Origin of the sequence: Bradyrhizobium huanghuaihaiense (genome assembly GCF_007830635.1) — a bacterium.
Classification (GTDB): Bacteria; Pseudomonadota; Alphaproteobacteria; order Rhizobiales; family Xanthobacteraceae; genus Bradyrhizobium; species Bradyrhizobium huanghuaihaiense.
The window spans coordinates 777,986-800,554 of the sequence record NZ_VLLA01000001.1 but is presented as its reverse complement, the minus strand read 5'-3'; the positions used below and the strand labels follow the sequence as shown (position 1 = coordinate 800,554).

Genomic DNA, 22,569 nt, shown 5'->3' with positions numbered 1-22,569 from the left:
GCGCTGCTCGTGAGTGCTGCCGACCAAGATCGGTTAGCTACCCCCGCGCGCGCCGGAGCGCAGCTTCCAATCGCTCCTTCTCCTTGTCCCAGCGGGCTTCTTCGGTTTGCGATTTCTTCTCGAGAGTCTCGACCTCGGCCTGGATGGCGGCAGCCCGCTTCGCATGTTCCTGCTCGGCCTTGTCCAACGCGGCCTGCGCCTCGTCGACCATCTGCTGACCGCGTTTACGCGCTTTTTGCCTGGCGGCCTCTTCCTTCGCTCGTTCAAGCTCGCGGCGCCTCTGCTCCCGTTCGTAGGCGAGAGCGGCTTTTCGCTCCGCCGCCTTGTCGACGGGGCGAGAGGAACGCTTTTCGTCCTTAAGCTCTTTCGGGTGGCCTTCGCTTGTCCGTCGTCCGCCAAGATCGGTGGGCAGCTCGGCATGTTCGCTGAAGGGTCGGTCGGTTCCAACCGGGCGCCTCAGAACGACGCCGGGCTTTGCCATGGTCGCTGCGACGACCTCCGGATCGTGGCTCTCCTTTGCCGCGCCCTGGTGGAAGAGGTTACTATCGGCGCCCCACGCCTCCAGAGCCGCCTTCATGGATGGCGCGGCGATCGCCTGATCGAAAAAGCCCAGCGAGGTCTGGTAGGTCTTCAATTTTCTGGCCATCGGTCTGATCCGCCCTTACCGAAATCGTCCAGCTCGCGTGCCCCGACGCCTGTGGAACACGACGCGGCCTCAAAGCGTTCCCTCATCCTTGAAGGACGTCCGTGCATTTCGCAACGTGCTCTTAAGGATTGGCCTCGAATGAGCCGGACGTCGACCCTGCCCAAGCGCTTGCAGCCGATGCTCGCCACGCTCACCGACGCGCCGTTCGATGATCCCGGCTGGGTTTTCGAGGACAAGTACGATGGCTTCCGGATGATCGCGGAAATCCGGCGGGGCAAGGTTGCCCTTTACAGCCGCAATGGCAAGATCATCAGCCGCAGCTATATGGAGGTCGCCAAAGCGCTGGAGGGCGTGCAGGGCGACACTGTGATCGACGGCGAACTCGTGGCGATCGGAAAGGACGGCGTCTCGCATTTCCAGCTGCTGCAGAACGCGCTGCGCCATGAGGCGAAGCTCCTGTATTGCGCCTTCGATCTCATGTTTGAAAACGAAGTCGACTTGCGCAAGCAGCCTCTCCTCGAGCGCAAGAAGCGGCTAAAGGCGATTCTACCGCGCGACAAGCTGATCGCCTTCAGCCATCACCGCAAAGGGAACGGAACAAAATTCTTCGCCGAGGCAGAGCGGAAGGGTCTGGAAGGCGTCATGGCGAAGCGCGCCGACAGCGCGTATGCGTCCGGAAACAGGACCTCGGATTGGCTGAAGATCAAGACAACAAAGCGACAGGAAGTGGTGATCGCCGGCTTCACAGCGCCCAGGCGCACCAGGCCGTTCTTCGGCGCCCTGGTCCTCGCCGTACGGGAAGACGACGCATGGCGCTACATCGGACATGTCGGCACTGGCTTCAGCCACAAGGTCCTGGAAGACCTCCATGCCAAGCTCGTGAAGCTGACGGTCCCTAAATCACCCTTCCCTTCCAAAGTGAAGGACGAGGCCGCCACGACATGGGTAAAGCCCTCGTTGGTTGCTGAGGTGAAATTCGCGGAGTGGACGAGCAAGGGCGACCTGCGCCAACCCGTCTACCTCGGGCTCAGGTCCGACAAGCGGGCGAAGGATGTCGTGCGCGAACGAGAACGTCCGCGCAAATAGCGCTTCCCTTCGGGTGTAACCGGCAAACGGAACGAATTAACGCCTTCACCTCCTCCGCTGTGAATTCCCCTCCCCGGTCGTGTGTTCAGTCGCCTCCGAGGTCGTGGATTTCCGGTCGCATGCCCTCAGGCGTGACTTCGAGCATCGCAAGCGTAATCGGCAGCTTGAAGCGTCGCCGTCCCGCGCTGCCGGGATTCAGATAGAGAACGCCGCCGACCGTGTCGATCTTCGCTACGTGGGAATGTCCGGAAATGATCACGTCGATATCGGCGCCGGGGTCGACCTGCAGCGTCTTCAGGTCGTGCAGAATGTAGATCGACGTTCCCGCCAGGCGCACCAGTTTCGTATCGGGGTATTCGTGGGCCCACTCGCCGCTGTCCACGTTTCCACGGATGGCGGTGACGGGCGCGATCCTGCGAAGCGCGTCGACGATCTCGGGGCGCCCGATGTCCCCGGCGTGAACGATGTGGTCGACGCCCGCCAGGCGTTGTTCTGCCGCGGGCCTCAACAGGCCATGCGTGTCCGAAATGATTCCAATCTTGAACGTCATTTCCCTGCGCTCTCACCCGTCATCGCCAAAAGACGATCGAGAAGCTCCACTTGCCCGGAGAGTATCTTTGTTCGTGCGAACTCGATATCGAACCATTCCGCGCGGTCGACTTCGGGAAAGTTCTGTCGCCGACCGCTTCGGGGCGGCCATTCGATATCGAACGTGTTGCTCGCCAGGGCCGTGGGGTCAAAATGGCCCTCGCCGGTGAATGCGATCACGCGTTTCCCTCCTCGCTGGCGAACCTCCCCTAAGGCCTGCAGCCGACCAATCGAGGCGCTGCTGCCGAGTTCTTCGGCAAATTCACGTCGCGCGGCCTGCTCTGGGTCTTCCGCGGCATCGATTTCACCCTTCGGAATAGACCAGGCGCCACCATCTTTCTTGCGCCAGAACGGACCACCGGGGTGAACGAGCAGGACCTCGAGCCCCCGAGCGCCTTGCCGGTAGGCCAGAATGCCGGCGCTCAACGTCGATCGCTTGGAAGTCTTTGTCAGCGCTGCCATATCACTCCTATTTTGCGGGGAAACTCAAGAGCTGAGCAACGGCGCAGGATCTGAGGCGCGACGTCTGGCTACTTGCGCAGCAACGAATGTTCGAAAAGGGCTAGTAGCGCAGCAGGCCCCGGATACACCTCGACGCATCCGGCTTGCCTCAGCGAACTCTCAGCGAACCCGCCGCAAAGCACGCCGATGGTCGTTATGCCAGCCTTCCCCGCTGCCTCGGCGTCGTAGGGCGAGTCACCGATCGCGACGGCGTCGGCGCCTTCGAGCTTGAGCTTCTTGAGGACGAACTCGAAGATATCAGGCGCTGGTTTCGATTCTTCTACGTCGTCGGAAGAGGTTTTCAAATGCACCAGGTCGGCGATGCCTGCGATGTCGAGGTACATCTCGACCTCATCTTTCTTGGCTGAGGATGCAACTGCGATCTGAAGTCCAGCGTCGCGCACGCGCCGGAGCAGGTCCGGAACCGCCGAGAAGGGACGCACAAGCGGCAGATACTCGGTCTTGAAACGATTGCCGCGCCACTCTTCCAGGTCCTTGCCGTGGTCCAGTTGTTCATCGTCGGACAGGAAGACGGGAATAAGCTTGTCTCCGCCCTTGCCGATCTGGCCTCTCACCTGTTCGAAACTCACATCGTGGCCAAACTTGAGCATAGCTTCCTGCCATGCCAGCGCGTGGAGATCGACCGAGTCCAGTAGCGTGCCGTCCAAATCGAAAATAGCGGCTTTTGGCAATTCACATTCCTCCCTGGTCGGAGCGAGCTAGTTTCGCATACCACTCGGCATAACGTGTATTCTTCGCCACGTGCCGGTTGAGATTTGGCGACTCGTCGCCCCACCACACGGGACCGCGCTCGCCGAGCGGCTGCTTGACCTCGTCCACCGCCCGATGCGCCGTTGCTTCGGCGTCCGGATGGGTCGCTTTCCTGGCGCCGCGTACCGCCCGCCGGGTTCCATCAGCCGACCGACGAACTCGGCTCGCTCGGCTTCGTCGGACCGGGATTCGCCATCCGCCAGGGACTGCCGCGGACCACGAAGTAGCGCCGTCCGGCGTCACCGGGTGTTTCACGACAGCTAGGCCGACTTCCGCTGCGGCTTGGAGGCCGGCTTCTTCGCTGCGACCTCCTTCGCTGGTTTCTTGCCGGCGATCGGCATCAGCATCTCTTTCTGACCACTGGCGACCTTGCGTGCCCTCTTGGCCGGCTTGGAGTCCTCTACCGCCTTTGCGCCGCCAATGCTCTTGCGCAGCGCGTCCATCAAATCGACGACGTTCTCGCCACGCGGTCGCTCTTTCGCGGTGATAGGTTTGCCGGCGCGCTTCTTGTTGATGAGGTCGATCAGGGCGGTTTCGTACTGGTCTTCGAACTTGTCCGGCTCGAAGTGACCCGCCTTCTGGTTGACGATGTGCTTGGCGAGATCAAGCATGTCCTTGGTGACTTTGACGTCCTGAATATCGTCGAAATACTCCTTCTCGGAGCGAACTTCGTAGGGATAGCGCAGCAACGTTCCCATCAGCCCCTTGTCGAGCGGATCGAGGGCAATGATGTGCTCACGGTTGGTCAGCACCACCCGTCCGATCGCAACCTTGTTCATCTCACGGATGGTTTCGCGGATGACGGCGAAGGCGTCATGGCCGACCTTGCCGTCCGGCACGAGATAGTAGGGGCGGATCAGATATCGCGGGTCGATCTCGCTGCGGTCGACGAACTCGTCGATTTCGATAGTTCGCGTCGATTCCAGCGCGACGTTTTCGAGCTCCTCCTTGGTCACCTCGATAAAGGTGTCGGTGTCGACCTTGTAGCCCTTTACGATGTCCTCGTTGGCGACTTCCTCGCCGGTGTCGGCATCGATCTTTGCGTACTTGATGCGATGGCCGGTCTTCCGATTGAGCTGATTGAAGGAGACTTTTTCGGATTCCGACGTGGCCGGATAGAGCGCTACCGGACAGGTGACGAGGGAAAGACGCAGGAAGCCTTTCCAGTTAGCGCGGGGGGCCATGAAGCGGGAACTCCAGTACTGATTGCTGGATTCAAGACGAATGGCCCGGCTTGGTTCCGACATCGTGACCCTTCCAAGAGGAGGATTTTTTCATGGAGCGGGCACGATCGGACTCGACTTTTGTTCTCTTTATGTTCTAATTCGTCATGACCGATCGACCCGCGAGCTGGCGCATGCCGACCCCAAAGCAGATGGAAAAGCTGGCCGCTGAAGCCATCCGCAGGCGGGCCCCCTCCGCTGCGGCTCCGGATGCTCCCCTCCCGGCGGAATATTGGGAATCGGTCCTCAAAGACCCTCGCGCCGATGCGACCGGAGCCCAGCTGCGGCAGCGGCGTCTTTCCGAGATTCAGCGCCACGTGCTGCGCATCTCCTGCCGTCGCTGCGAGCGGACCGTGGAAATCCAGACCGCCGATGCAGTCCGATTGTATGGCGGCAACGCGGTCTGGAAGGACGTCGCGCAGCGGCTGCTCGACAACACCTGCCAGCAGCGCACCGGAAGACACGAAGAAGACGGGTGCTGGCCGGGATTTGACATGACCTAGCCTGCACCCCGAGTTTGGTCTGCGCTTGGATGTCCGGATGGCGCCAAAACACCACCCCACGCCGCTGTCAGGCGGAGACCGAAAGGCTCTGACGAAGGAATTGGGGAAAGCACGTGCGATGACCGGCATTCTGGCTGCGCAGTCGTCGGAGATGCGTGCCAAGGGTGCAGCGCTTATCCAGCAGGCGGACAAACTGCTCTGTGAAAGCTGGAACGAGCGGATGTGGAGCGATTGCGAGCCGATCGACCCCTCGCCCACAATTGACCAGGCCATTAACGGCGGCTTTCCCTGGCTGGAAATCCAGTGTTCACGCTGCAAGACCCCGAACGATGTCGATTTGGCAGCCCTCAAGCATCCACCGACCACTTTCGTGCACGATCTTGCGAGCCGTCTGCGCTGCCGCAAGTGCGCCAAGGCCGGGCGGCGCCCCTCCGCGACCTTGCTCCAACTTGGTTGGCAGCCGCGTCACCCTCGACGAGGGGAGGTCTAGGTTGCGATCACGGCAGGAATCATTGACCGTCGTTCTTCCAACCATGAACGGACGCCCAAGGTGCAGACGGCAACCGCCTACCTCGAAACCCTCAATCCCGAGCAGCGGCGTGCGGTTGAGCACGGCTCCGCGGGAGGATTGGCGGCGCCGCCGCTGCTGGTGATCGCAGGAGCAGGGTCCGGGAAGACCAACACCCTCGCCCATCGGGTCGCCCATCTGATCGTTCAGGGCGCCGACCCGCGCCGGATCCTGCTGATGACGTTTTCCCGTCGGGCCGCCTCCGAGATGACTAAGCGAGTCGAACGCATCGCGCGCAAGGTGTTGGGCGACAACGCCGGCATCATGACGGACGCACTGACCTGGGCCGGCACCTACCACGGCATCGGCGCCCGGCTGCTGCGCGAATATGCCGAACAGATCGGCCTGGACCCTGCCTTTACGATTCATGACCGCGAAGACTCAGCCGACCTCATGAATCTGGTCAGGCATGAAAAGGGATTTTCCAAGACCGAAAGTCGCTTCCCAACCAAGGGCACCTGCCTTTCCATCTATTCGCGCTGCGTCAATGGCGAGATGCCGATCGAGCAGGTCATCGGCACTTCGTATCCATGGTGCGCCGGATGGGCGGCCGAGCTGAAGGAACTGTTCGCGGCCTACGTCGAAGCCAAGCAGAAGCAGAACGTTCTCGATTACGACGACCTCCTGCTCTATTGGGCTCAGATGGTCGGCGACGCCGGCCTGGCCGATGACATCGGCGGCCGCTTCGATCACGTCCTGGTCGACGAGTATCAGGACACGAACCGCCTGCAGTCCTCGATCCTGCTGGCGCTCAAGCCCGGAGGCCTAGGCCTAACGGTTGTCGGCGACGACGCCCAATCGATCTACGCGTTCCGCGCCGCGACCGTGCGCAACATCCTGGACTTTCCTGACCAGTTTTCGCCGCCCGCGAACATCATCACGCTAGACCGCAACTATCGCTCGACGCAAACGATCCTCGCCGCCGCCAACGGCGTTATCGGTCTTGCCAAGGAACGCTTCACCAAGAACCTCTGGACCGAGCGCACCTCCGCAGCCAAGCCGCAACTCGTTACGGTGCGCGACGAGGCCGACCAGGCCCGCTTTATCGTCGAGCGCATCCTGGCGAACCGCGAGTCCGGTACGCTCCTGAAGGAGCAGGCCGTGCTGTTCCGGACATCCAGCCACAGCGGTCCGCTTGAAATCGAGCTGACGCGCCGGAACATTCCGTTCGTAAAATTTGGCGGACTGAAGTTTCTCGACGCCGCCCACATCAAGGATATGCTGGCGTTGCTGCGGTTCGCCGAAAATCCGCGAGATCGTGTCGCCGGCTTCCGACTGTTGCATCTCCTCCCCGGCATCGGGTCCGCCACCGCGCAGCGCGTGCTCGACCGCATGGCGGAGGCCGCCGACCCGATCGTCGCGCTCGCAGGCATACCGACGCCGCCGCGCGCGGGCGACGATTGGAAGGGCTTCGTCCAGACCTTGGGCAATCTCCGATATTCGGAATGGCCAGCCGATCTGGAGCGGGCTCGCTTGTGGTATGAACCACATCTCGATCGCATCCGTGAAGACGCTGAAACGCGACGGGCTGACTTGCTGCAGCTCGAGCAGATCGCCTCCGGATATCCTTCGCGCGAACGCTTCCTGACCGAACTCACCCTGGATCCGCCCGACGCGACCAGCGACCAGGCCGGCGTGCCGCTACTGGATGAGGACTATCTGGTCCTGTCGACGATCCACTCCGCCAAGGGCCAGGAGTGGAAGTCGGTCTATCTGCTCAACGTCGTCGACGGCTGCATGCCTTTCGATCTCGGTACCGGTACCTCGGCCGAGATCGAGGAGGAACGTCGACTGCTCTATGTCGCGATGACCCGAGCAAAGGACGACCTCCATCTGGTCGTGCCGCAGCGTTTCTTCGTCCACGGCCAGCACGCGCAGGGTGATCGCCACCTCTATGCCTCCAGGACGCGCTTCATTCCCGAGAGGCTGCTCGGACTGTTCGAGCGCACGGCCTGGCCCGTCATGCCGGCCGGTTCCACAGCACGCACCGCCGGCCAGGGGCCCAAGGTGGATATCGGCGCCCGGATGCGCGGAATGTGGCGATAGACGGAGATACTGAGGAACGATCGTGTGCAATCTCTATTCGATAACCACCAACTAGGCCGCCATCATCGCGCTGTTTCGCGTGATCAATCGCTATGTCGGCAATCTCGCACCGATGCCGGGGGTGTTTCCAGACTACAAGGCGCCGATCGTGCGCAATGGGCTCGAGGGCCGCGAACTCGCCACGGCGCGGTGGGGAATGCCATCGTCGTCAAAAACGCTCATGGATGCCACCAAAAAACGGGCCGAAAAGCTGCAGGCCAAGGGCAAGACCGTCGATTTCACGGAACTGCTTCGCATGGAGCCGGACGGCGGCACGACCAACATCCGCAACGTGAAGAGCAAACACTGGACGCGATGGCTGGGGGTGGAAAACCGCTGCGTGGTGCCCTTCAACTCCTTCAGCGAGTTCAACAAGGCCGAAGGCGGCGACATCTGGTTCGCGCTCGACGAGACCCGGCCCCTTGCCTGCTTCGCCGGCATCTGGACCAACTGGACGTCCGTCCGGAAGGTGAAGGAAGGTGAGACGACCAACGACCTCTACGCGTTCCTCACGACCGAGCCGAACGCCGAGGTCGGCGCCATCCACCCGAAGGCAATGCCGGTGATCCTGACGACGCCGGACGAAGTCGAAGCCTGGATGACGGCCCCTCTGGACGAGGCCCTGAAGTCTCAGCGGCCGCTTCCGGACGACACGCTCCGGATCGTCGCCCGCGGCGTCAAGGAAGATACGGCCGGGTTAGCGACGTGACCATGGAGCACGATGACGACCAGGCAGCTTCCCCGGCCCGTCAACGCAAGATCATCCATATCGACATGGACGCCTTTTATGCATCCGTCGAGCAGCGGGACAATCCAGATCTCCGCGGCAAGCCGGTCGCCGTCGGCGGATCCCGGGAGCGCGGCGTCGTGGCGGCAGCCAGCTATGAAGCCAGGAAGTTCGGGGTGCGCTCGGCCATGCCGTCCGTCACGGCAAAACGCCAATGCCCCGATCTGATCTTCGTGAAGCCGCGTTTCGAGGTCTACAAGGCGGTCTCGCAGCAGATCCGCGAGATCTTCGCGGAGCAAACGCTGATGATCGAACCGTTGTCGTTGGATGAGGCCTACCTCGACGTCACGGAAAACCTGCAGGGGATTTCGCTGGCACGGGACGTCGCGTTGGCGATCCGTGCCAAGATCAAGGAGGTGACCGGCCTCAACGCATCCGCCGGGATCTCCTACAACAAGTTTCTGGCCAAGCTTGCCTCCGACCACCGCAAGCCGAACGGCCAGTATGTCATCACTCCGGAGATGGGGCCGGCGTTCGTCGAGGCGCTGCCGGTCGGCAAGTTTCATGGTATCGGGCCTGCGACCAGCGCCAAGATGAAGTCCCTAGGCCTCTACACCGGCTTGGACATGCGTAACCAGTCCCTCGAATTCATGCAGGCCCACTTCGGCAAGACAGGCGCGTACTACTACTGGATATCAAGAGGCGTCGACAATCGCGAGGTCCGCCCGAATCGAATACGGAAATCGGTCGGAGCGGAAAACACCTTCTCGACCGATCTCACCGCATTCGAACCGATGCTCGCCGAACTGCAGCCACTGATCGACAAGGTCTGGCGGCATTGCGAGGACGAAGGCACGCGCGGCCGGACAGTTACGCTCAAGGTGAAGTTTGCAGACTTCGAAGTCATCTCGCGGAGCCGGACGCAGACCGACGCAATTAACGGTCGCGAGGAGCTGAAATCCGTCTCGGCCGAACTGCTTAGGGCGCTCTTCCCGATGGATAGGGCAGTCAGGTTGCTGGGCGTGTCGATCTCAGGATTCGTGATGGGGCGCACCGAGGACCCAGAGCAGACGTCACTCGGATTCTAAGGGTCAAGTCCGGAGCATTCGCATCTCCTGCAACTTGCGCAACATTTTGTTATGGGGTCGACAAAATCGGGATGGGTTACCTCGACGATAGCCAGCATGTCCGGTTGCCGAAGGCGGGCGAGCACGTCCCGCGAAGGTTCGAATGCCTTTCCGAGCAAGATGGCGGCCGCCGCCTCGTCGGGGTGGAGGATCTGGGGCGAGCCCTCCGCGCTCTTTTCGTTATTCTCATCTTCCAGTTCGAGAGAAAATTGGTGAGGCTCGGGGTCAAAATCCTCCTCGTCGTGCACGACAGCCCTCAGGCGAGACCACCGGCCGCTGGCGCGCAGGGAGTCGATCAAGACATCGGCGAGAGGCCGTGCCGAGGCAGCGAGCATACGGAGCTTTATCATGAGGGAGATCCGACATGGATGTCGGCCTTGTTGCCAATATGCTCACCTGACAGAATCGTGGGCGCCATGGCAGGCCCTTTGCAGTCAAGGCCGACGAGCGGCGTTGCATCGCGGCAGGCGGCCATGCGACGGGGAGGATTTGTCATCGTCATCGGTGTCATTCGTCGACCGGGATAGTCAGGAGCGGATCGAAGCCCGTGCGCTCGTCGGCGTAGCCGATCGGGTTCGAGACGATGCGCGTCTTGCCTCGCCGAAAGTCCGTGCGATGGTGCGTGTGCCCGAAAACCCAGAGATCGGGTTGATGGCGATCGATCAACGGCAGCATTTCAGAAAAATACGCCGCTGACGTGATGCTCTTCTGCCTGTTGGGTTGAACGCATTCGATCGAGACGCCCGTGTGCGTGATCACCAGCGTAGGGCCATCATGTGGTCTCGAAAGCTCTTCTTCGATGAACATGCGCGAGCGCATGTGGAGCATGCGCGCTTCCTCCGGCCGGAACCTCCGCCACGGATCGCTGCTCCATTTGATGCGCTTGTGATCCCGCATGTCTTCGCGCGCGCTCCGCATCGCTGCGGGCCTCAAGGATTCGCCATAGGCGTCGTAGCTCGTCCAAAGCGTGCATCCCAGCACGCGCAGGCGTCCGAGCGTGACCGCCTGGTCCTCCATGAAGCGGATGTCCAGCCTCTCGGCAACGCGACGCCCTTCATCGACCTCGCGCGACCACACCGATCCCCAGAATTCGTGGTTGCCGGCGACGACCAGGATCTCGACGGGATGCGGATAGGCGGCGCGCAGTTCGGTCAGTGCGGCAGCGAGTCCTTGGCGCGTATCGCCCGCGACCACTACGGCGTCCGCGCCCTCCATCAACCGCGGGAAACCGCCGAAGCCGGGGCAATCCGAGTGAGCGTCCGAAAACGGCTGCAAGATCACCACTTACGCCCTCCGCGCAGTTGGCGTGCCGGTAGCGAACCGGATGCGGAGGAACCGCAAGCGCCACGAGGTCACGAGCCGATTGCGGAGCGATCGGTCCAACGGCATCGACCTCAGCTTGTGGGAGAGCACGAGCGCCGCCGCCGCATTGTCGAGCGCCCGGCACAGCAGCACGGTCATCGCGAGATCGACCTTTAGCGTGATGCGCTCCGGTGGCTTCTGAGGCAGCACCAGTCGTATCGCCGCCGCCGCGTCGCCGCGGACCGCCTCGCGCCAATCCTTCATCGTCGAAGAGATCGAGCAAACGCAGGTCTCGACCTCCTCGATCTCGACCGGGCCGAATTCTTGCGCCGACATGGTGCGCCAGTACTCGAGGGAGCGCTCCCACTCCGTCGTTTCGGCGGTTTCGCCGTCGTCGTCTCGCTGCATGGGCGCAATTCCCTTCACGTGGCGTCGGGGTCACCGTCCTCGGGGAGCAAGGCTGACGCCGTTGATAATGTGATTTATCACATAGCACGGATTCCGCAATATTGGTAGCTCACAGCTACTAAAAAGATCGACGACCGAAAATTTGGTTAACGACACATTAGGCGTTACGGTGCAAAGTCGGGCTAAGCGCGATCGGAAACGCGCTCGAACCAATCGTTGCGATGGCCGAGATCCTAACCCCTACCCTCATCCGCGCCGTAAGAGCCCTCCTCCATATGGATCAGGCGGGACTCGCCGAGTCGTCGGGGATATCCCGGAAGACCATCTCGCTGATCGAGGCCAATGAGAATCCTCCGGAGGATCCGCGACGCATCAAGGTGCTGAACGATCTGCAACTGCACCTCGAGCAGGAGTGGGGGGTCGAATTTACGTTTGGAACGAAGCGAGTCGGAGAAGGGGTTCGGTTGAAGCGACCTTACGAACCCAAACAATCCAAGCCTAAGCCGGAATCCTGACACCTTGCATCTCCGTCAGGATCGATCCGACCTCGGACCGATCACGACAACGGTCACGTTGTCCTTTCGGCCGGCCTCCACCAGGGGGAAGCCGGCTCAGGCTGCCAAGGCGGTCGACGGCTCGAAGTCTGAGGATGCGCGCAGGATCCAACGCGCGTGCTGGCGGCCCTTGGCCTCGAAGTCGTCCGCGTGCTTGCTCAAGACAGTCCTGAGGATGGCGAGCTCGTCGTCGCCGTAGATCCTCCTGCTGCGGGGCTCCTCGTGGAACCGCCCAATGATTTCGTCAGGCTGCATCGGCTTTCGGGACTCTTCCAGCACCTCCCGTGCCATGGCCACGATCTCGGCCGTCCTGGTAAAATATCGCACCGACTGCCTCGCCCAACGGGACCGCAACATGAAGCCATTCTTCCGGATGCGCACGAACGTTTCCGGCCGGCGGTCGAGGGCATTGTGCACGGCGGTGACGGTGCGCTGGATACCCTCCTCGGCCAACTTGGAGACGATGCCGCTGGCCGTTAAAGGGACCGCGGATCGGGACAGGATGCGCGCCAAGTCAGGCTCGAGCCGCCGCAACACCTGTTTTCGCGGGGGTTTTCGACCGGAGCCTCGCTTGCGGGGGAGCGCCATCACGAGTTTTTGGGCCGCCCGCGCCACCGTAATAGTATCCTGGGTAAGGATATCCTTACCAGACTTACCCTTACAGTGTTGGGCACGATAGGAGAGGGAGCCCGTCACCAGCGTCGCCAGCTTGCCGAACACCTCAACCTCGAAGGTTTTCTTGCCGTTTTCCACGAGAGGGTGCACGTAGACGTGCTTGACGAGAGCTTCAAGGTGCTCGCTGAGCTCGACGTCGCCTGGGTCCTTCGAATTGGTCGATACGTTAGCCATCATCCTCTCGGCCATGTCCGCGTATTCCGCCAACGACGGGGGCTTGAGCTCGAACGTCACCGACGAGTTCTCGATGTCCTCCAGCCGAGCAATCAACTCGCGCGTTTCCGTCTCGCGCAACTTGATGCCGTCACCCAAGGCAGTCGCGCTGAGGCCCTTGGCGATGTGGTCGGTCAGTCGCTTGATCTCGGTGTCGAGGGTCTTGATCCGCTTCTCCGTCTTGCGGCGAGACGTCCCGATCTCCTCCAGCCGGCGCTTAGACGCCGTGTTCTGCGCCTCGATGAACATCGTTAACGCCTCGGGCGACCTGAGATGGTCGATGAGACCCTGAAGGACCGCCTGGAGGATGTGGTCGCGATAGAAGGTGCGATTGTTGTCGCACTTGCCTGCATTCGCGTTGATGCAGCGCATCCTAAGCCTGCGGCCGTCGCCGCCCACCACGGACATCGAGCCGCCGTGAACATGACCATGCTCGTCGGGCCGGCCGCATTTCGGGCATTTGATCAGGCTCGAAAGGAAGACGGCGGGGCCCCTCTTCTTGTTCGTCGTGCCGCTCTTGTTGCCAGCCAGGATGGCCTGGACGCTGTCGAAATCGGCTTCCGTGGCGAGCGGCTCGTGCGACCCAAGAGAGCGGATCCATTCGGCCTCGGGACGATCCTCACGCTGGAAAGCTTCGCTGATCGCATGGAAGTAGGTCTTGGTTCTGCCCCAGAGGATGGTGCTGCGGTAGACGGGGTTGCTGAGGATGTAGCGGACCGCCTCTGACGACCAGCGAGAGCCTCTCGGAGACTTCACGCCGTCCTCGAAATTCAGGGCTCTCGCCTGGCCGCGCAACGACCAGCCCGCCAAAGCCCGTGCGAAGATCCGCTTCACGATCTTGGCGTCTTCGTCGACGACCTTCAGGTGGCCCTTCTCGCCGGCGACTTCGACGCATTCGTAGCCGAGCGGCGGCCGGCCGAGGTGAAGCCCCTTTCGGGCCTTCACAGCGAGCGAGGTACGGACCTGCTCGGCCCCGATGCTCGGCATCAACTTGGCGACCAATCCGAGCGCCCAGCAGTACAGCTCGTTGACCACGCCAACCTGCGTATCGAAGATGACCACGCCGTTCTGGTGGCAGAAGCGCCATGTCTGATCCAGATTGCTCAAGTCTCTGGAGAGCCGGCTGAGATCGCGCGTGAGCAGATAGTCGATCTCGCGCTTCTCGATGAGCTGATAGAGCTGTTGATAGCCCCGGCGCTGCTTCGACCGGCGGCCAGTGCCGACGTCGCTGAGCTCCGCGACAATCACACCGTTTTTCGCGAGCACCCGGGTCCGGAGGTCGCTCATCTGAGCCTCCAGAGCATCTTTCTGCTCGGGCGTAGAAACACGGCCATAAAGCCCGAAACGGGCCTGTTCCCAGGGTTTGTTGTGGGCGACCTCTAACTTACTCACGGGGCTCTCCTGCCAGTTGACTTCCGAGGAGGGCCACGCTACAACGTCTCCGTTACCAAGTTACAGGTAGCCGATACCATAATTTTAACGAGTTAGCAGGTTTTTGTGCCGAAACGTCTGCAAAATTTGGGAATCCCGGAAACCGGGCAGCTTTTGCGCTTGGCGCGCATGTCAGCGGGGTTCTCATCCGCCAAGGCCGCCGCAATCCACTACGGCTGGTCAGAACCCTCGATGAGGGCGCACGAGAGCGGGACGCGGAAGATCGGTTCCGAAGACGCAACACGATACGCCGCAGCCTTCGGACTTTCTGCGGAAGCATTCAGGGGGGGCAACGCCGCGAAGGCCGAGATCGACAGGCTGCGAGAAGCGCCAGCCCTTGTCGAAGACCGTGTGGCGACGGAGAGAAGGCCGGCGGCGGTCGGGGCACGCCTCAAACTTGCCCGCAAGGTGCGCGGCTTCGTCAGCGCGTATGATTTCAGTGTCGCATCCGGGATCGTTCAGTCGACCGTCGGCAGCCACGAAGCCGGCAACAGTCCGGTCAATGACAGAATGGCTGAGGCCTACGCCGAGGCTCTGGGCATATCGGTTTCGTGGCTCGCGCGCGGCGCGCTCCCTTCGGGTCTGGGGGAAGATGCGGATAAAATCATCGCCGCGGCCCCGTCCTTGTCCGCATTGGACGCGGCCTACCTGGCACGTATCGCGGAACCGGGTCCAGCTTTCGACCGCGATAAGGTGAAGCTGCTCGTGGCAGCCGCCAAGGCCCATCGCGCGCCAGCGACTTCGGAGGAGGACGAGATCCATGAAGTGGAAGCGTCGAGCATTGTCCAGTCGATGGCGTCAGCCCGCCGGCTGAGGACTTGGAAGATACCCAAGGGTCTCCTGCAAACTCTGTTTGATGCGCCGCCGTCCGATACCGTCATTTTGGCGCTCGACCGACCTATCCAAGGTATGATGCAAGGCGATCGCCTGTTCGTGGATACTTCCCGTCGCGATTGGATGGCCGGCGGTGAATTCGCCTTCTGCGGCGCCGACGGTAGAATATTTCTGGCCAAACATTCCGGCGGCCCGGCTACCTCTGAGGGCAGTCTAATTGGACGCGTGGTTGGGCGACTCTTGCGAGAGCAGGCCTGAGCGGTCACGTCGATCAAACGCAGCGGATTGGAGACGAAATGGCGAAGAAGATGGAGCCGGCGAAGCTCAAGAGCAGAAGCGGGCCCCGCGCGCATCCGCTGACGGTCATCATTACGGAAGCGGTGATCGAAGAGGCCAAGATGGAGGCGATTCATTTGACTTCCAGTGCTTGTATTAATGCCGCCACATCCCAGCGCCCTGGCCCGGCGGCCTCGCCTGAATGAAGCAGGGGAAGACAGTCCCTTCCGCGCGTGCCGCAACGATGGCGACAATATTGTCGGCCGAGATAGAGCTGTCCCATTTACCTTCGTTCAGGGCGAAGCCGGCGAGGTCAAGGTCTCCCGCTGCACGCAGGTCTCCTTCACCCAGTTGTTGTCGCGGCCGGCTAGACGCTGTCCCGGACCTCGGACAGAACGCCCTCCCAGCCGATCTTGCACGCGTGTGCGAACTCTCGCGCCTCTTCGCTTTTGCGCTGGAACAGCGGCTCCTTTCGCAGGTCTCGCCCGTTCAGGTACAGCAGGTCGAAGGCGACCAGGACGGTGTTGGTCGAGTTGCCCTTGAGCTCGTTCGGCAGAACAAGAAGTCGGTCGAACCGTCGGCCGTGGGCACCACGACCTCGCCATCGACGATCGCGGAGAAGCGAGCGATAAGTCCAATCGTGGAGGCGGCGGGTGAAGATCCTGACCGTCTCATTGGACAGATAGGATCTTTGATCTGATCATGAGGAAATCGAGACGATCGGCAAGGTCAGATCATCTGCAACTCCGATCTCGATCACCTTGACCTCGACGCTGCTCAACAGGCCCGCGAACAACTCCTCTTGCGAAAAGTAGATCGACGACGCGGTCGAGAACTTCTTCGGCCGTCCCGCCGGCAACGTGGAGATCAGGGCGGTTCTCCCGGCGAGACGGCCCTTTCGTCCGCGGCAAGGCCCACGTTATCGGCCGTTTGGACGGGGTGGCGTCGGCCGAGTTTCGTAGAGCGCGCTTTATGTCCATGGTCGCGCCGACGGGCATGACCTCGACCGTCACCGCACCTCCTATTTAATAGCGCGTTAACCGTCCCAGCTATTTCGGTTATTTTATGCTACCGATATTCGACACCTCATGCTATGTGATTTATCACATCGAAATGGAGAACGAGGATGAAGACCACCGTGAAGCAAGGCCCCAAGCCGCAAGCAAAAAGCAACTCGATCGCAACGGCCTCGTCGCCGATCAGGTGGTGGCGCTCCATCGCGGCACCCAACTTCCACGCCGCGGCGCTGGGCGCGATGCGCTTTGCTGTAGAAAAGATCGAGATGGTCGGCGAGCCTCGCTGGCACGCCGCCGTCGCTGGCGACGCCGCCGCGGCGATCGGGATGGCGCTTGCGCTGAGCCGCGACGACTCGTTTCGCCACAAGTTCGATCTAGTGATGACCGCTCTGGTCCTGTGCGCCTGCGAAGGCGACGCTACGGCCTGCCTCGTGCTCTCCACCGTGATCCGGCGTCTGCCGGGCGCCGGCGCCCGCGAGGCGCGTGTGGCGACATCTTGGCTGGTGAAATCTTTCCGTCCGCTCGTGGCGAAGAAGTTTTCGGAAGAGACCTGATGAGCAACCTCGGTCATCCAGGTACCAAGAGGTCTCTGCCGCCGGCTGCCGGCACCGACGCACTCGTCATGGGCCGCGGCAAGCGCCGGTGGCTTGCTTCGATGGTCGAGACGCTCCTGCGGCGTCAATATCATGAGCCGTAGGTCAGCAAGTTGGCCAAGTAGGCGGGAGAAACGGTGGTTCGATCCGGCCTTGCTCGGTGAGCATCCTGTTTGCTGATCCGTCGCTCTCTAGACGTTCCGGAATCGATTCATCCTCACCCCTAAACATTCTATGAAAAACGAACCCACTCAGCCCGCTGCGATGATCGAGACACCGACAGGCGAACCGTCACCTTCGATCGAAAGTTCGTCGCCCGTAGCCGCGCCTGCTGCGACGCCGACCGACAGTCCGTCAAAGGGCGAAGGCCCATTTCGCATTTCTTCCGGCTTCGCCCGCCTGCTTGCCGCGCGCGACCGAGCACGGATGGCCGAGGACGATGGCGACCCTGACTTCGATCTATCTTCCGAGGCTGCCGACGACGGCCCCGGGGTTACGGCGGACGACGGCGGTGCGCCTCGGGACCCGCGCAAAGCGCTCGTGGCCGCAGCGATCACCGCGGCCGTAACGCCGGTCGTCGACGAGGCGCTCTGGGGGAAGTCGACCCAAGCCGTAGTGGTGTCGGTCCCGGCGGTCGATTGGATCGTCCCGGTCAAGGAATTCTTCGAGCAACGTCCCTTCGGAAAAAAGTGGCTCTGCTTCGCGCGAGACGGTTCCGAGCGCCTTCGCCATAAACCGTCAATCGGCAACGCCGAGGTGGCTTCCGCCTTGGCCAAGGGGCGATCCGTCATCGGCATCGCCGTGGACCCCGAGCAGGTACTCCCGTCGACGCTCGTCGCGGGCGCAGACCAGCGTGTCAAGCTCAAGCTCGACGAGTCGGTGCTCGGTGGTGCGCTCAGCGACTTTTACGGCGAGGCGCCTCCACGGATCGACGAGGTCCATTTGGCTCGCCTCGGGCTCAACGACATTGTGGCCGCCATGCGTCCGGGAGTTGACGCGCGTGAAGTCGCTTCTCGGATCGTGGCGACCGCTACCGCGATGGGCGGCGCCGGAAAGGCTGAAGACGTTCCAGATCTTGCCACCGCGGTTGAGTACGGCGCCGCGCGCGCTTGGGGACTGGCCTTGGCACGCGACATGCGGGACTATCGTGCCGGCATCATTCCCTGGAGTGCGGTGGACCGCGGAGCCGTCTTCTTTTCCGGTCCCGGAATGGGAAAGAGCGTTCTCGCGAGGAGTATCGCTCATGCCTGCAAGGCCTCGCTGGTGGTCGGCAGCGTGGGCGAGCTTTTCGCGGCCAGCTCCGGACATCTGGACGGAGTGATCAAGAGCATGCGCGAACTGTTCGCGCGCGCCATGGCGTCCGCGCCTGCGATCCTCTTCCTCGACGAAATCGACGGACTGCCTTCCCGCGAATCCCTCGACTCCAGGAATCGGGATTGGTGGATGCCCGTGATCGAAGACTTCATGCTGCAGTTGGACGATGCGACCAGTGGCAGGAGAGAGGGCATCGTGGTGATCGGCGCGACCAACCGGATCGACGCCATCGACCCGGCCATTCTCCGGCCCGGACGGCTTGAGCGCGCGATCGAGATCACCGCGCCGGATGCCGCTGGAATCCTCAACATCCTCCGCTTTCACGTCCAGGGAGCCATATCCGACGATGAGTTGCGCACCGTGATCGGACCGCTCGAAGGGTCGACGCCCGCGGAGATCATGCAGACCGTGCGCAGCGCTCGTCGGAAAGCGCGGCGGGCCGGGCGCCACCTTTCGATCGAGGACGTGAGGAGCGCGGCGCTTCCGGAGTCGGAACTGCCTGTCGAAATGATCTACAGGATCGCGGTGCACGAGGCCGGCCACGTCCTGGCTGCCTATTGCAGCGGATTCCGAGTGGAATCCGTCCGGATTGTCGGACGGGGCGGTACCGGCGGTGTCACGCGCATCGACCAGCAGGCCCCCGTGGCGGTGACGAGGCCTTGGATCGAACGGCACGTCGTCGGACTTCTTGCGGGTCGTGCGGCCGAGATCGTTTTGCTGGGTTCCCCGTCCGCTGGTGCCGGGGGGAGCGAGCGTTCCGATCTATCGGTCGCGACGCGCTTGCTCGCTGCGATGAACCGATCGTACGGATTGGGAGACGATGAACTGATCTATCTCGCCGACGCCGACGAGGCTCATCGTGAGCTCGACCGCAATCACGTCGCGCGCCGAAAGATCAACGAGATACTCAAACGGTTGCAGGCACGCGCCGTAGAAGTCGTGGAGAACCACCGTAGGCAGGTGGCCGACGTGGCGGACGCCCTGTTCCTTCGTCGCTTTCTATCGGCGGACGATATCGACACCATCGTCGAACAATTCCCGCCGTCGCCGACGCGCTCGAAGGGACCGTAAATTTGCGGCAGCACATTTAGAGAGCTTCGTCGAGAATCTTCAATACTTCCTCCGGTGTCATCCGCCGCCGGTGAATACGTCGCGATCTCGAAGCGCGTCACCCGCCGTTAACTGTCTTTCGAGGATCGGTAGCTTTAAGCTACCAATATCGATTTGCGTGTGTTATGTGATTTATCACATCTACGGCGTCTCATGGCTGCCGAGGACTGGAGCCAGATCGATGACTGAAACGGACCTCATCCACACGCGCTCACCGATCGCGCGAGAGCAGGAGTACGAGCGGATCGCGCTTTCACTGGAGAGCTGCCGAAATTACCGGCTGCTCCGCCGCCTCAAGCCGCGCGTTTTCAAGTCTTCACGCGGAGCGTCGTCGACCAAGCGAGCCGTCTTTCTCGATGTCGAGACCACCGGTCTTGACCGGCAGACGGACACGGTGATCGAGCTCGCCATGCTGCCGTTCGATTACGAGCCTGACGGCAGAATCGTCGGCATCGACAAGCCGTTCGTCGCCAGGCGTGATCCGGGTCGCCCCATTCCGCCTGGCATCGTGACGTTGACCGGGATCACAAACGAGATGATCTCCGGCGCCGTGGTGGACGACGAGATCGTTCGCGACATGCTGCGCGACGTGTCGCTGGTCGTAGCCCACAATGCCGCATTCGATCGTCCGTTCTGCGAGCCCTTGTGGCCGGAATTCGCTTCCAAGGCGTGGGCATGTTCGCTGAAGGAGGTGGACTGGGCCGGAGAGGGTTTCGAGGGCGGTCGTTTGTGCCATATCGCGGCGGCATACGGCTTCTTCTTCGACGCGCACCGGGCCGAGGAGGACTGCTACGCAGGAGTCGAAATTCTCACCCGTGACCTCCCGCGAAGCGGACGTCCGGTCTTCGCCGCGCTCCTGGAATCGGCTCGAACGCCCAGACTGCGCGTGCGAGCCGAAGGAGCGCCGTATGGCTCCCGTTTGCTTCTGAAATCGCGCGGATATCGGTGGGATGCGAGCGGGAAGGATGGTCCGAGCGCCTGGTGCGCGGAGGTCGCCGAGGACGCTTTGGATGGTGAAGTCGAATTTCTACGCCGGGAGGTCTATCGGCGAAACGACACCGCTATTCCCCATCGCCGCGTCACCGCCTTCGACCGCTATTCCGACAGATGAGGACGCGCAAGGGATCGCCGCAGAACTGCCTATGGCGTCGACCACGAACAGCAACGCAGGAGAGCACAATGGATAATTATGAAGCCGGGGACCGAAAGGTAGCGGAAAACCGAGAAGGCACCGATGCACACCGACTCGAGCGGAAGAAGATCGAAACACCGCACCCCCTTTCGCCCGAGCGAGAGCAACTGCTGCGGAGCGTCTTGGCTGTCATGGCGCTTGCGGCGGTCGACGGAGAGGTCCGGCGGCGGACTCAAAAGCTTCGTTCGGATCGAGCGTTGCCCGGACCGACGGCGATATCTCGTGCGGAATCGATCAAATCATAGCCCTTCACGGAAGGCTAACCACGTCCGGGCAACCGAAACTTAAGCAGTCCGGCGAACTCGTAGGGACGGTAGGCGAGAATTAAAGTTTGGCCGGAAGGTTAGGCACCCGAAAGCTCGATACTGGAAGCGCCGTCGAACAAGCGAAAGTTCTGAGAAGGATTGCAGTGATGACCAAACCTGAAACGGCGAATTCGGCAAATAATGGCAAGGGTGAACTGTTGACCGAACGGAGCCCGCAGTACGCGAGGGCCGTACGTGTCATTTTCTATGCCAGCACCTCGAACAAACCGTACGATATCTCGATCGAGGATCAGATGATCATTATGGCCGAGTACAGCTCGAACCAAAAGGGCTGGGTCGCGGCGGGCAAGGTCATCGACTCCCAGGGCGGCAGGACGCTGCGCAAGCGGCCGGCGCTCCGGCAGATCGAACAAGCCATGCGCGACGGTCAGGTCGACGTCGTGCTGGCGACGGAGCCGAGTCGTTTGAGCCGGAGGCACTCCGACCTCGCCGAGTTGATCGGCTTGGCCGAGCGTTACGGCGTCGAGGTTTGGACGACCACTATCGGCCGGATTACGAATATGATGGCCGTCGCGCTGCAGATGGTCGCCGGTTTGGGGCTTGACGACCGGCGTAGCCGAACCGTGCGCAGGCACGAAGCCATGAACAAGGACGGTCGCCATATCGGCCGTCCGCCATACGGATACGACGTGGATCGGGCCGCCGGGCAAAACGGTATTCTGAAAATCTGTCTTGAAGAGGCGCGCATCGTCAGCAGGATCTACCACTCCTACCTCGCCGGACCGTCCCTGTCGGCGATCGTGAAAGAGCTGAACGAGATTTGCGTCCCATCGCCTCGCGGAGGAAAATGGAACGTGACGATGCTGTCGGAGGACGGCATTTGCGGCGTGCTGCACGACATGACCTACACGGGCCTTGTCATCTGCGGCATGTACGAAACGTTCGAAGACGCAACTACCGGAGCATGTATGCGGGTCCTTAAGCCCCGCGCGGAATGGAAAATCGCCAAAGGGCGACACGAGCCGATCGTGGCGGCCGAAGTATTCGACGCTGTTCAGAAGTGTCATGCCGGCGAACGGACCGCTGCCTGATATCCAGGACGGGGACGGCTTTCCCGCCGGGACGGTCTACGGCCAGTGGATCGGCGGCGTCCAAGACACTCCAACCGGGGTCAATTACTGAATTTGATCGATGTTTGGTGGCAGCCCCGCCCGAAGCCACTGTCGTCGAGCGATTAAATCCAGAACAAACCCCTCATTTGCTTCCTTCGGCCTTACTCATTTCACTTCTGCGAAGTTGGTGGGTCTCCAGTTTCCGTCGAAGGCGGCCGCTCGTCTAATCGCGGCATGACGGTGGCGATCTCGGAGCGCGTCCCGGCATCGTAGACAGTGACCGACCAGGACAGCTTGACCGGGACAGCGTCAGCCCGTAGGGACTCGCCTCCCTCCAGTTACAAACCGGTCGCATCGCGCGTGCGAGTCGGTACAGCCAGCCTGCGCCCACCGACCGCTCGAAGAGCGCGGGCGATTCCACCTGCGCCTGGCGAGATCACTTGCCGCG

24 protein-coding genes and 1 pseudogene are annotated in these 22,569 nt (G+C 61.9%); 14 read left to right on the top strand and 11 right to left on the bottom strand.

Annotated elements, in window-relative coordinates:
* Positions 1 to 37: 37 nt before the first annotated feature.
* Entirely contained in the window at positions 38 to 646 is a 609-nt protein-coding gene (locus IQ16_RS03775) for a cell envelope biogenesis protein TolA (protein WP_145831223.1), read from the bottom strand.
* A gap of 138 nt (positions 647 to 784) precedes the next feature.
* Here IQ16_RS03775 and ligD point away from each other — a divergent pair, with 138 nt between their 5' ends.
* Entirely contained in the window at positions 785 to 1,732 is a 948-nt protein-coding gene (ligD, locus tag IQ16_RS03770; RefSeq protein WP_145831222.1) for a non-homologous end-joining DNA ligase, read from the top strand.
* Positions 1,733 to 1,817: 85 nt separating this feature from the next.
* Here the strand turns inward: ligD and IQ16_RS03765 are convergent, their stop codons facing one another.
* The 4 genes from IQ16_RS03765 to ku form a co-directional block, all read right to left on the bottom strand.
* Positions 1,818 to 2,282: a metallophosphoesterase family protein gene (locus IQ16_RS03765; protein ID WP_145831221.1), complete on the bottom strand. Its 465-nt coding sequence runs from the start codon at positions 2,280 to 2,282 to the stop codon at positions 1,818 to 1,820.
* Entirely contained in the window at positions 2,279 to 2,782 is a 504-nt protein-coding gene (locus IQ16_RS03760; RefSeq protein WP_145831220.1) for an NUDIX hydrolase, read from the bottom strand. The genes IQ16_RS03765 and IQ16_RS03760 overlap by 4 nt, the downstream gene beginning before the upstream one ends.
* Positions 2,783 to 2,850: 68 nt before the next feature.
* Positions 2,851 to 3,513, bottom strand: a complete 663-nt coding sequence (locus IQ16_RS03755; RefSeq protein WP_145831219.1) for an HAD family hydrolase — start codon at positions 3,511 to 3,513, stop codon at positions 2,851 to 2,853.
* 339 nt (positions 3,514 to 3,852) lie between these two features.
* A complete protein-coding gene (gene ku / locus IQ16_RS03745; protein WP_145831218.1) occupies positions 3,853 to 4,776 on the bottom strand; it encodes a non-homologous end joining protein Ku in 924 nt (307 codons plus the stop codon).
* 146 nt (positions 4,777 to 4,922) lie between these two features.
* Here ku and IQ16_RS03740 point away from each other — a divergent pair, with 146 nt between their 5' ends.
* The 5 genes from IQ16_RS03740 (at position 4,923) to dinB (ending at position 9,786) form a co-directional block, all read left to right on the top strand.
* Positions 4,923 to 5,318, top strand: coding sequence for a hypothetical protein (locus tag IQ16_RS03740; protein WP_208751621.1), 396 nt, complete (start codon positions 4,923 to 4,925; stop codon positions 5,316 to 5,318).
* 37 nt (positions 5,319 to 5,355) lie between these two features.
* Complete coding sequence (locus tag IQ16_RS03735; RefSeq protein WP_145831216.1) at positions 5,356 to 5,808, top strand: hypothetical protein; 453 nt, start codon at positions 5,356 to 5,358, stop codon at positions 5,806 to 5,808.
* Between the two features lie 60 nt (positions 5,809 to 5,868).
* On the top strand, positions 5,869 to 7,932 hold the full coding sequence (locus IQ16_RS03730) for an ATP-dependent helicase (protein ID WP_145831215.1): 2,064 nt from the start codon (positions 5,869 to 5,871) through the stop codon (positions 7,930 to 7,932).
* Between the two features lie 61 nt (positions 7,933 to 7,993).
* Positions 7,994 to 8,680: an SOS response-associated peptidase family protein gene (locus IQ16_RS03725; RefSeq protein ID WP_244635508.1), complete on the top strand. Its 687-nt coding sequence runs from the start codon at positions 7,994 to 7,996 to the stop codon at positions 8,678 to 8,680.
* 2 nt (positions 8,681 to 8,682) lie between these two features.
* On the top strand, positions 8,683 to 9,786 hold the full coding sequence (gene dinB / locus IQ16_RS03720; protein ID WP_145831214.1) for a DNA polymerase IV: 1,104 nt from the start codon (positions 8,683 to 8,685) through the stop codon (positions 9,784 to 9,786).
* Here the strand turns inward: dinB and IQ16_RS03715 are convergent.
* The 3 genes from IQ16_RS03715 to IQ16_RS03705 all read right to left on the bottom strand — a co-directional run bounded on the left by IQ16_RS03715 (position 9,783) and on the right by IQ16_RS03705 (position 11,553).
* The gene (locus IQ16_RS03715) at positions 9,783 to 10,175 is read right to left on the bottom strand and encodes a hypothetical protein (RefSeq protein WP_145831213.1); all 393 of its coding nucleotides are present in this window, start codon (positions 10,173 to 10,175) and stop codon (positions 9,783 to 9,785) included. The two genes, dinB and IQ16_RS03715, sit on opposite strands and share 4 nt — an antisense overlap.
* A 157-nt stretch (positions 10,176 to 10,332) precedes the next feature.
* Positions 10,333 to 11,109, bottom strand: a complete 777-nt coding sequence (locus IQ16_RS03710) for a metallophosphoesterase (RefSeq protein WP_145831212.1) — start codon at positions 11,107 to 11,109, stop codon at positions 10,333 to 10,335.
* Positions 11,110 to 11,553, bottom strand: a complete 444-nt coding sequence (locus IQ16_RS03705) for a hypothetical protein (protein ID WP_145831211.1) — start codon at positions 11,551 to 11,553, stop codon at positions 11,110 to 11,112. It lies immediately after the preceding gene.
* 203 nt (positions 11,554 to 11,756) lie between these two features.
* On the opposite strand from IQ16_RS03705, the gene IQ16_RS03700 reads away from it, so the two are divergent.
* Entirely contained in the window at positions 11,757 to 12,050 is a 294-nt protein-coding gene (locus tag IQ16_RS03700) for a helix-turn-helix transcriptional regulator (protein WP_145831210.1), read from the top strand.
* A 96-nt stretch (positions 12,051 to 12,146) separates the two neighbouring features.
* Here the strand turns inward: IQ16_RS03700 and IQ16_RS03695 are convergent, their stop codons facing one another.
* Positions 12,147 to 14,369, bottom strand: a complete 2,223-nt coding sequence (locus IQ16_RS03695) for a recombinase family protein (RefSeq protein WP_145831209.1) — start codon at positions 14,367 to 14,369, stop codon at positions 12,147 to 12,149.
* A 105-nt stretch (positions 14,370 to 14,474) separates the two neighbouring features.
* Here IQ16_RS03695 and IQ16_RS03690 point away from each other — a divergent pair, with 105 nt between their 5' ends.
* Complete coding sequence (locus IQ16_RS03690) at positions 14,475 to 15,500, top strand: helix-turn-helix transcriptional regulator (RefSeq protein WP_145831208.1); 1,026 nt, start codon at positions 14,475 to 14,477, stop codon at positions 15,498 to 15,500.
* Positions 15,501 to 15,538: 38 nt separating this feature from the next.
* Positions 15,539 to 15,724: a hypothetical protein gene (locus tag IQ16_RS03685; protein WP_145831207.1), complete on the top strand. Its 186-nt coding sequence runs from the start codon at positions 15,539 to 15,541 to the stop codon at positions 15,722 to 15,724.
* Between the two features lie 50 nt (positions 15,725 to 15,774).
* Here IQ16_RS03685 and IQ16_RS46430 read toward each other — a convergent pair.
* Positions 15,775 to 16,203, bottom strand: a pseudogene (locus IQ16_RS46430) (ATP-dependent DNA ligase); the annotation flags it as partial.
* Between the two features lie 15 nt (positions 16,204 to 16,218).
* Positions 16,219 to 16,377, bottom strand: a complete 159-nt coding sequence (locus tag IQ16_RS45010) for a hypothetical protein (RefSeq protein WP_158646907.1) — start codon at positions 16,375 to 16,377, stop codon at positions 16,219 to 16,221.
* Positions 16,378 to 16,644: 267 nt separating this feature from the next.
* Here IQ16_RS45010 and IQ16_RS03675 point away from each other — a divergent pair, with 267 nt between their 5' ends.
* The 5 genes from IQ16_RS03675 (at position 16,645) to IQ16_RS03660 (ending at position 22,100) form a co-directional block, all read left to right on the top strand.
* Positions 16,645 to 17,088, top strand: a complete 444-nt coding sequence (locus IQ16_RS03675; protein WP_145831206.1) for a hypothetical protein — start codon at positions 16,645 to 16,647, stop codon at positions 17,086 to 17,088.
* Complete coding sequence (locus IQ16_RS45005) at positions 17,088 to 17,231, top strand: hypothetical protein (protein ID WP_158646906.1); 144 nt, start codon at positions 17,088 to 17,090, stop codon at positions 17,229 to 17,231. Before IQ16_RS03675 ends, IQ16_RS45005 begins: the two co-directional genes overlap by 1 nt.
* A 130-nt stretch (positions 17,232 to 17,361) precedes the next feature.
* A complete protein-coding gene (locus tag IQ16_RS03670) occupies positions 17,362 to 19,512 on the top strand; it encodes an AAA family ATPase (protein ID WP_145831205.1) in 2,151 nt (716 codons plus the stop codon).
* Positions 19,513 to 19,732: 220 nt separating this feature from the next.
* Positions 19,733 to 20,662, top strand: coding sequence for a 3'-5' exonuclease (locus IQ16_RS03665; protein ID WP_145831204.1), 930 nt, complete (start codon positions 19,733 to 19,735; stop codon positions 20,660 to 20,662).
* Positions 20,663 to 21,155: 493 nt separating this feature from the next.
* Complete coding sequence (locus tag IQ16_RS03660; protein ID WP_145831203.1) at positions 21,156 to 22,100, top strand: recombinase family protein; 945 nt, start codon at positions 21,156 to 21,158, stop codon at positions 22,098 to 22,100.
* Positions 22,101 to 22,569: the final 469 nt, after the last annotated feature.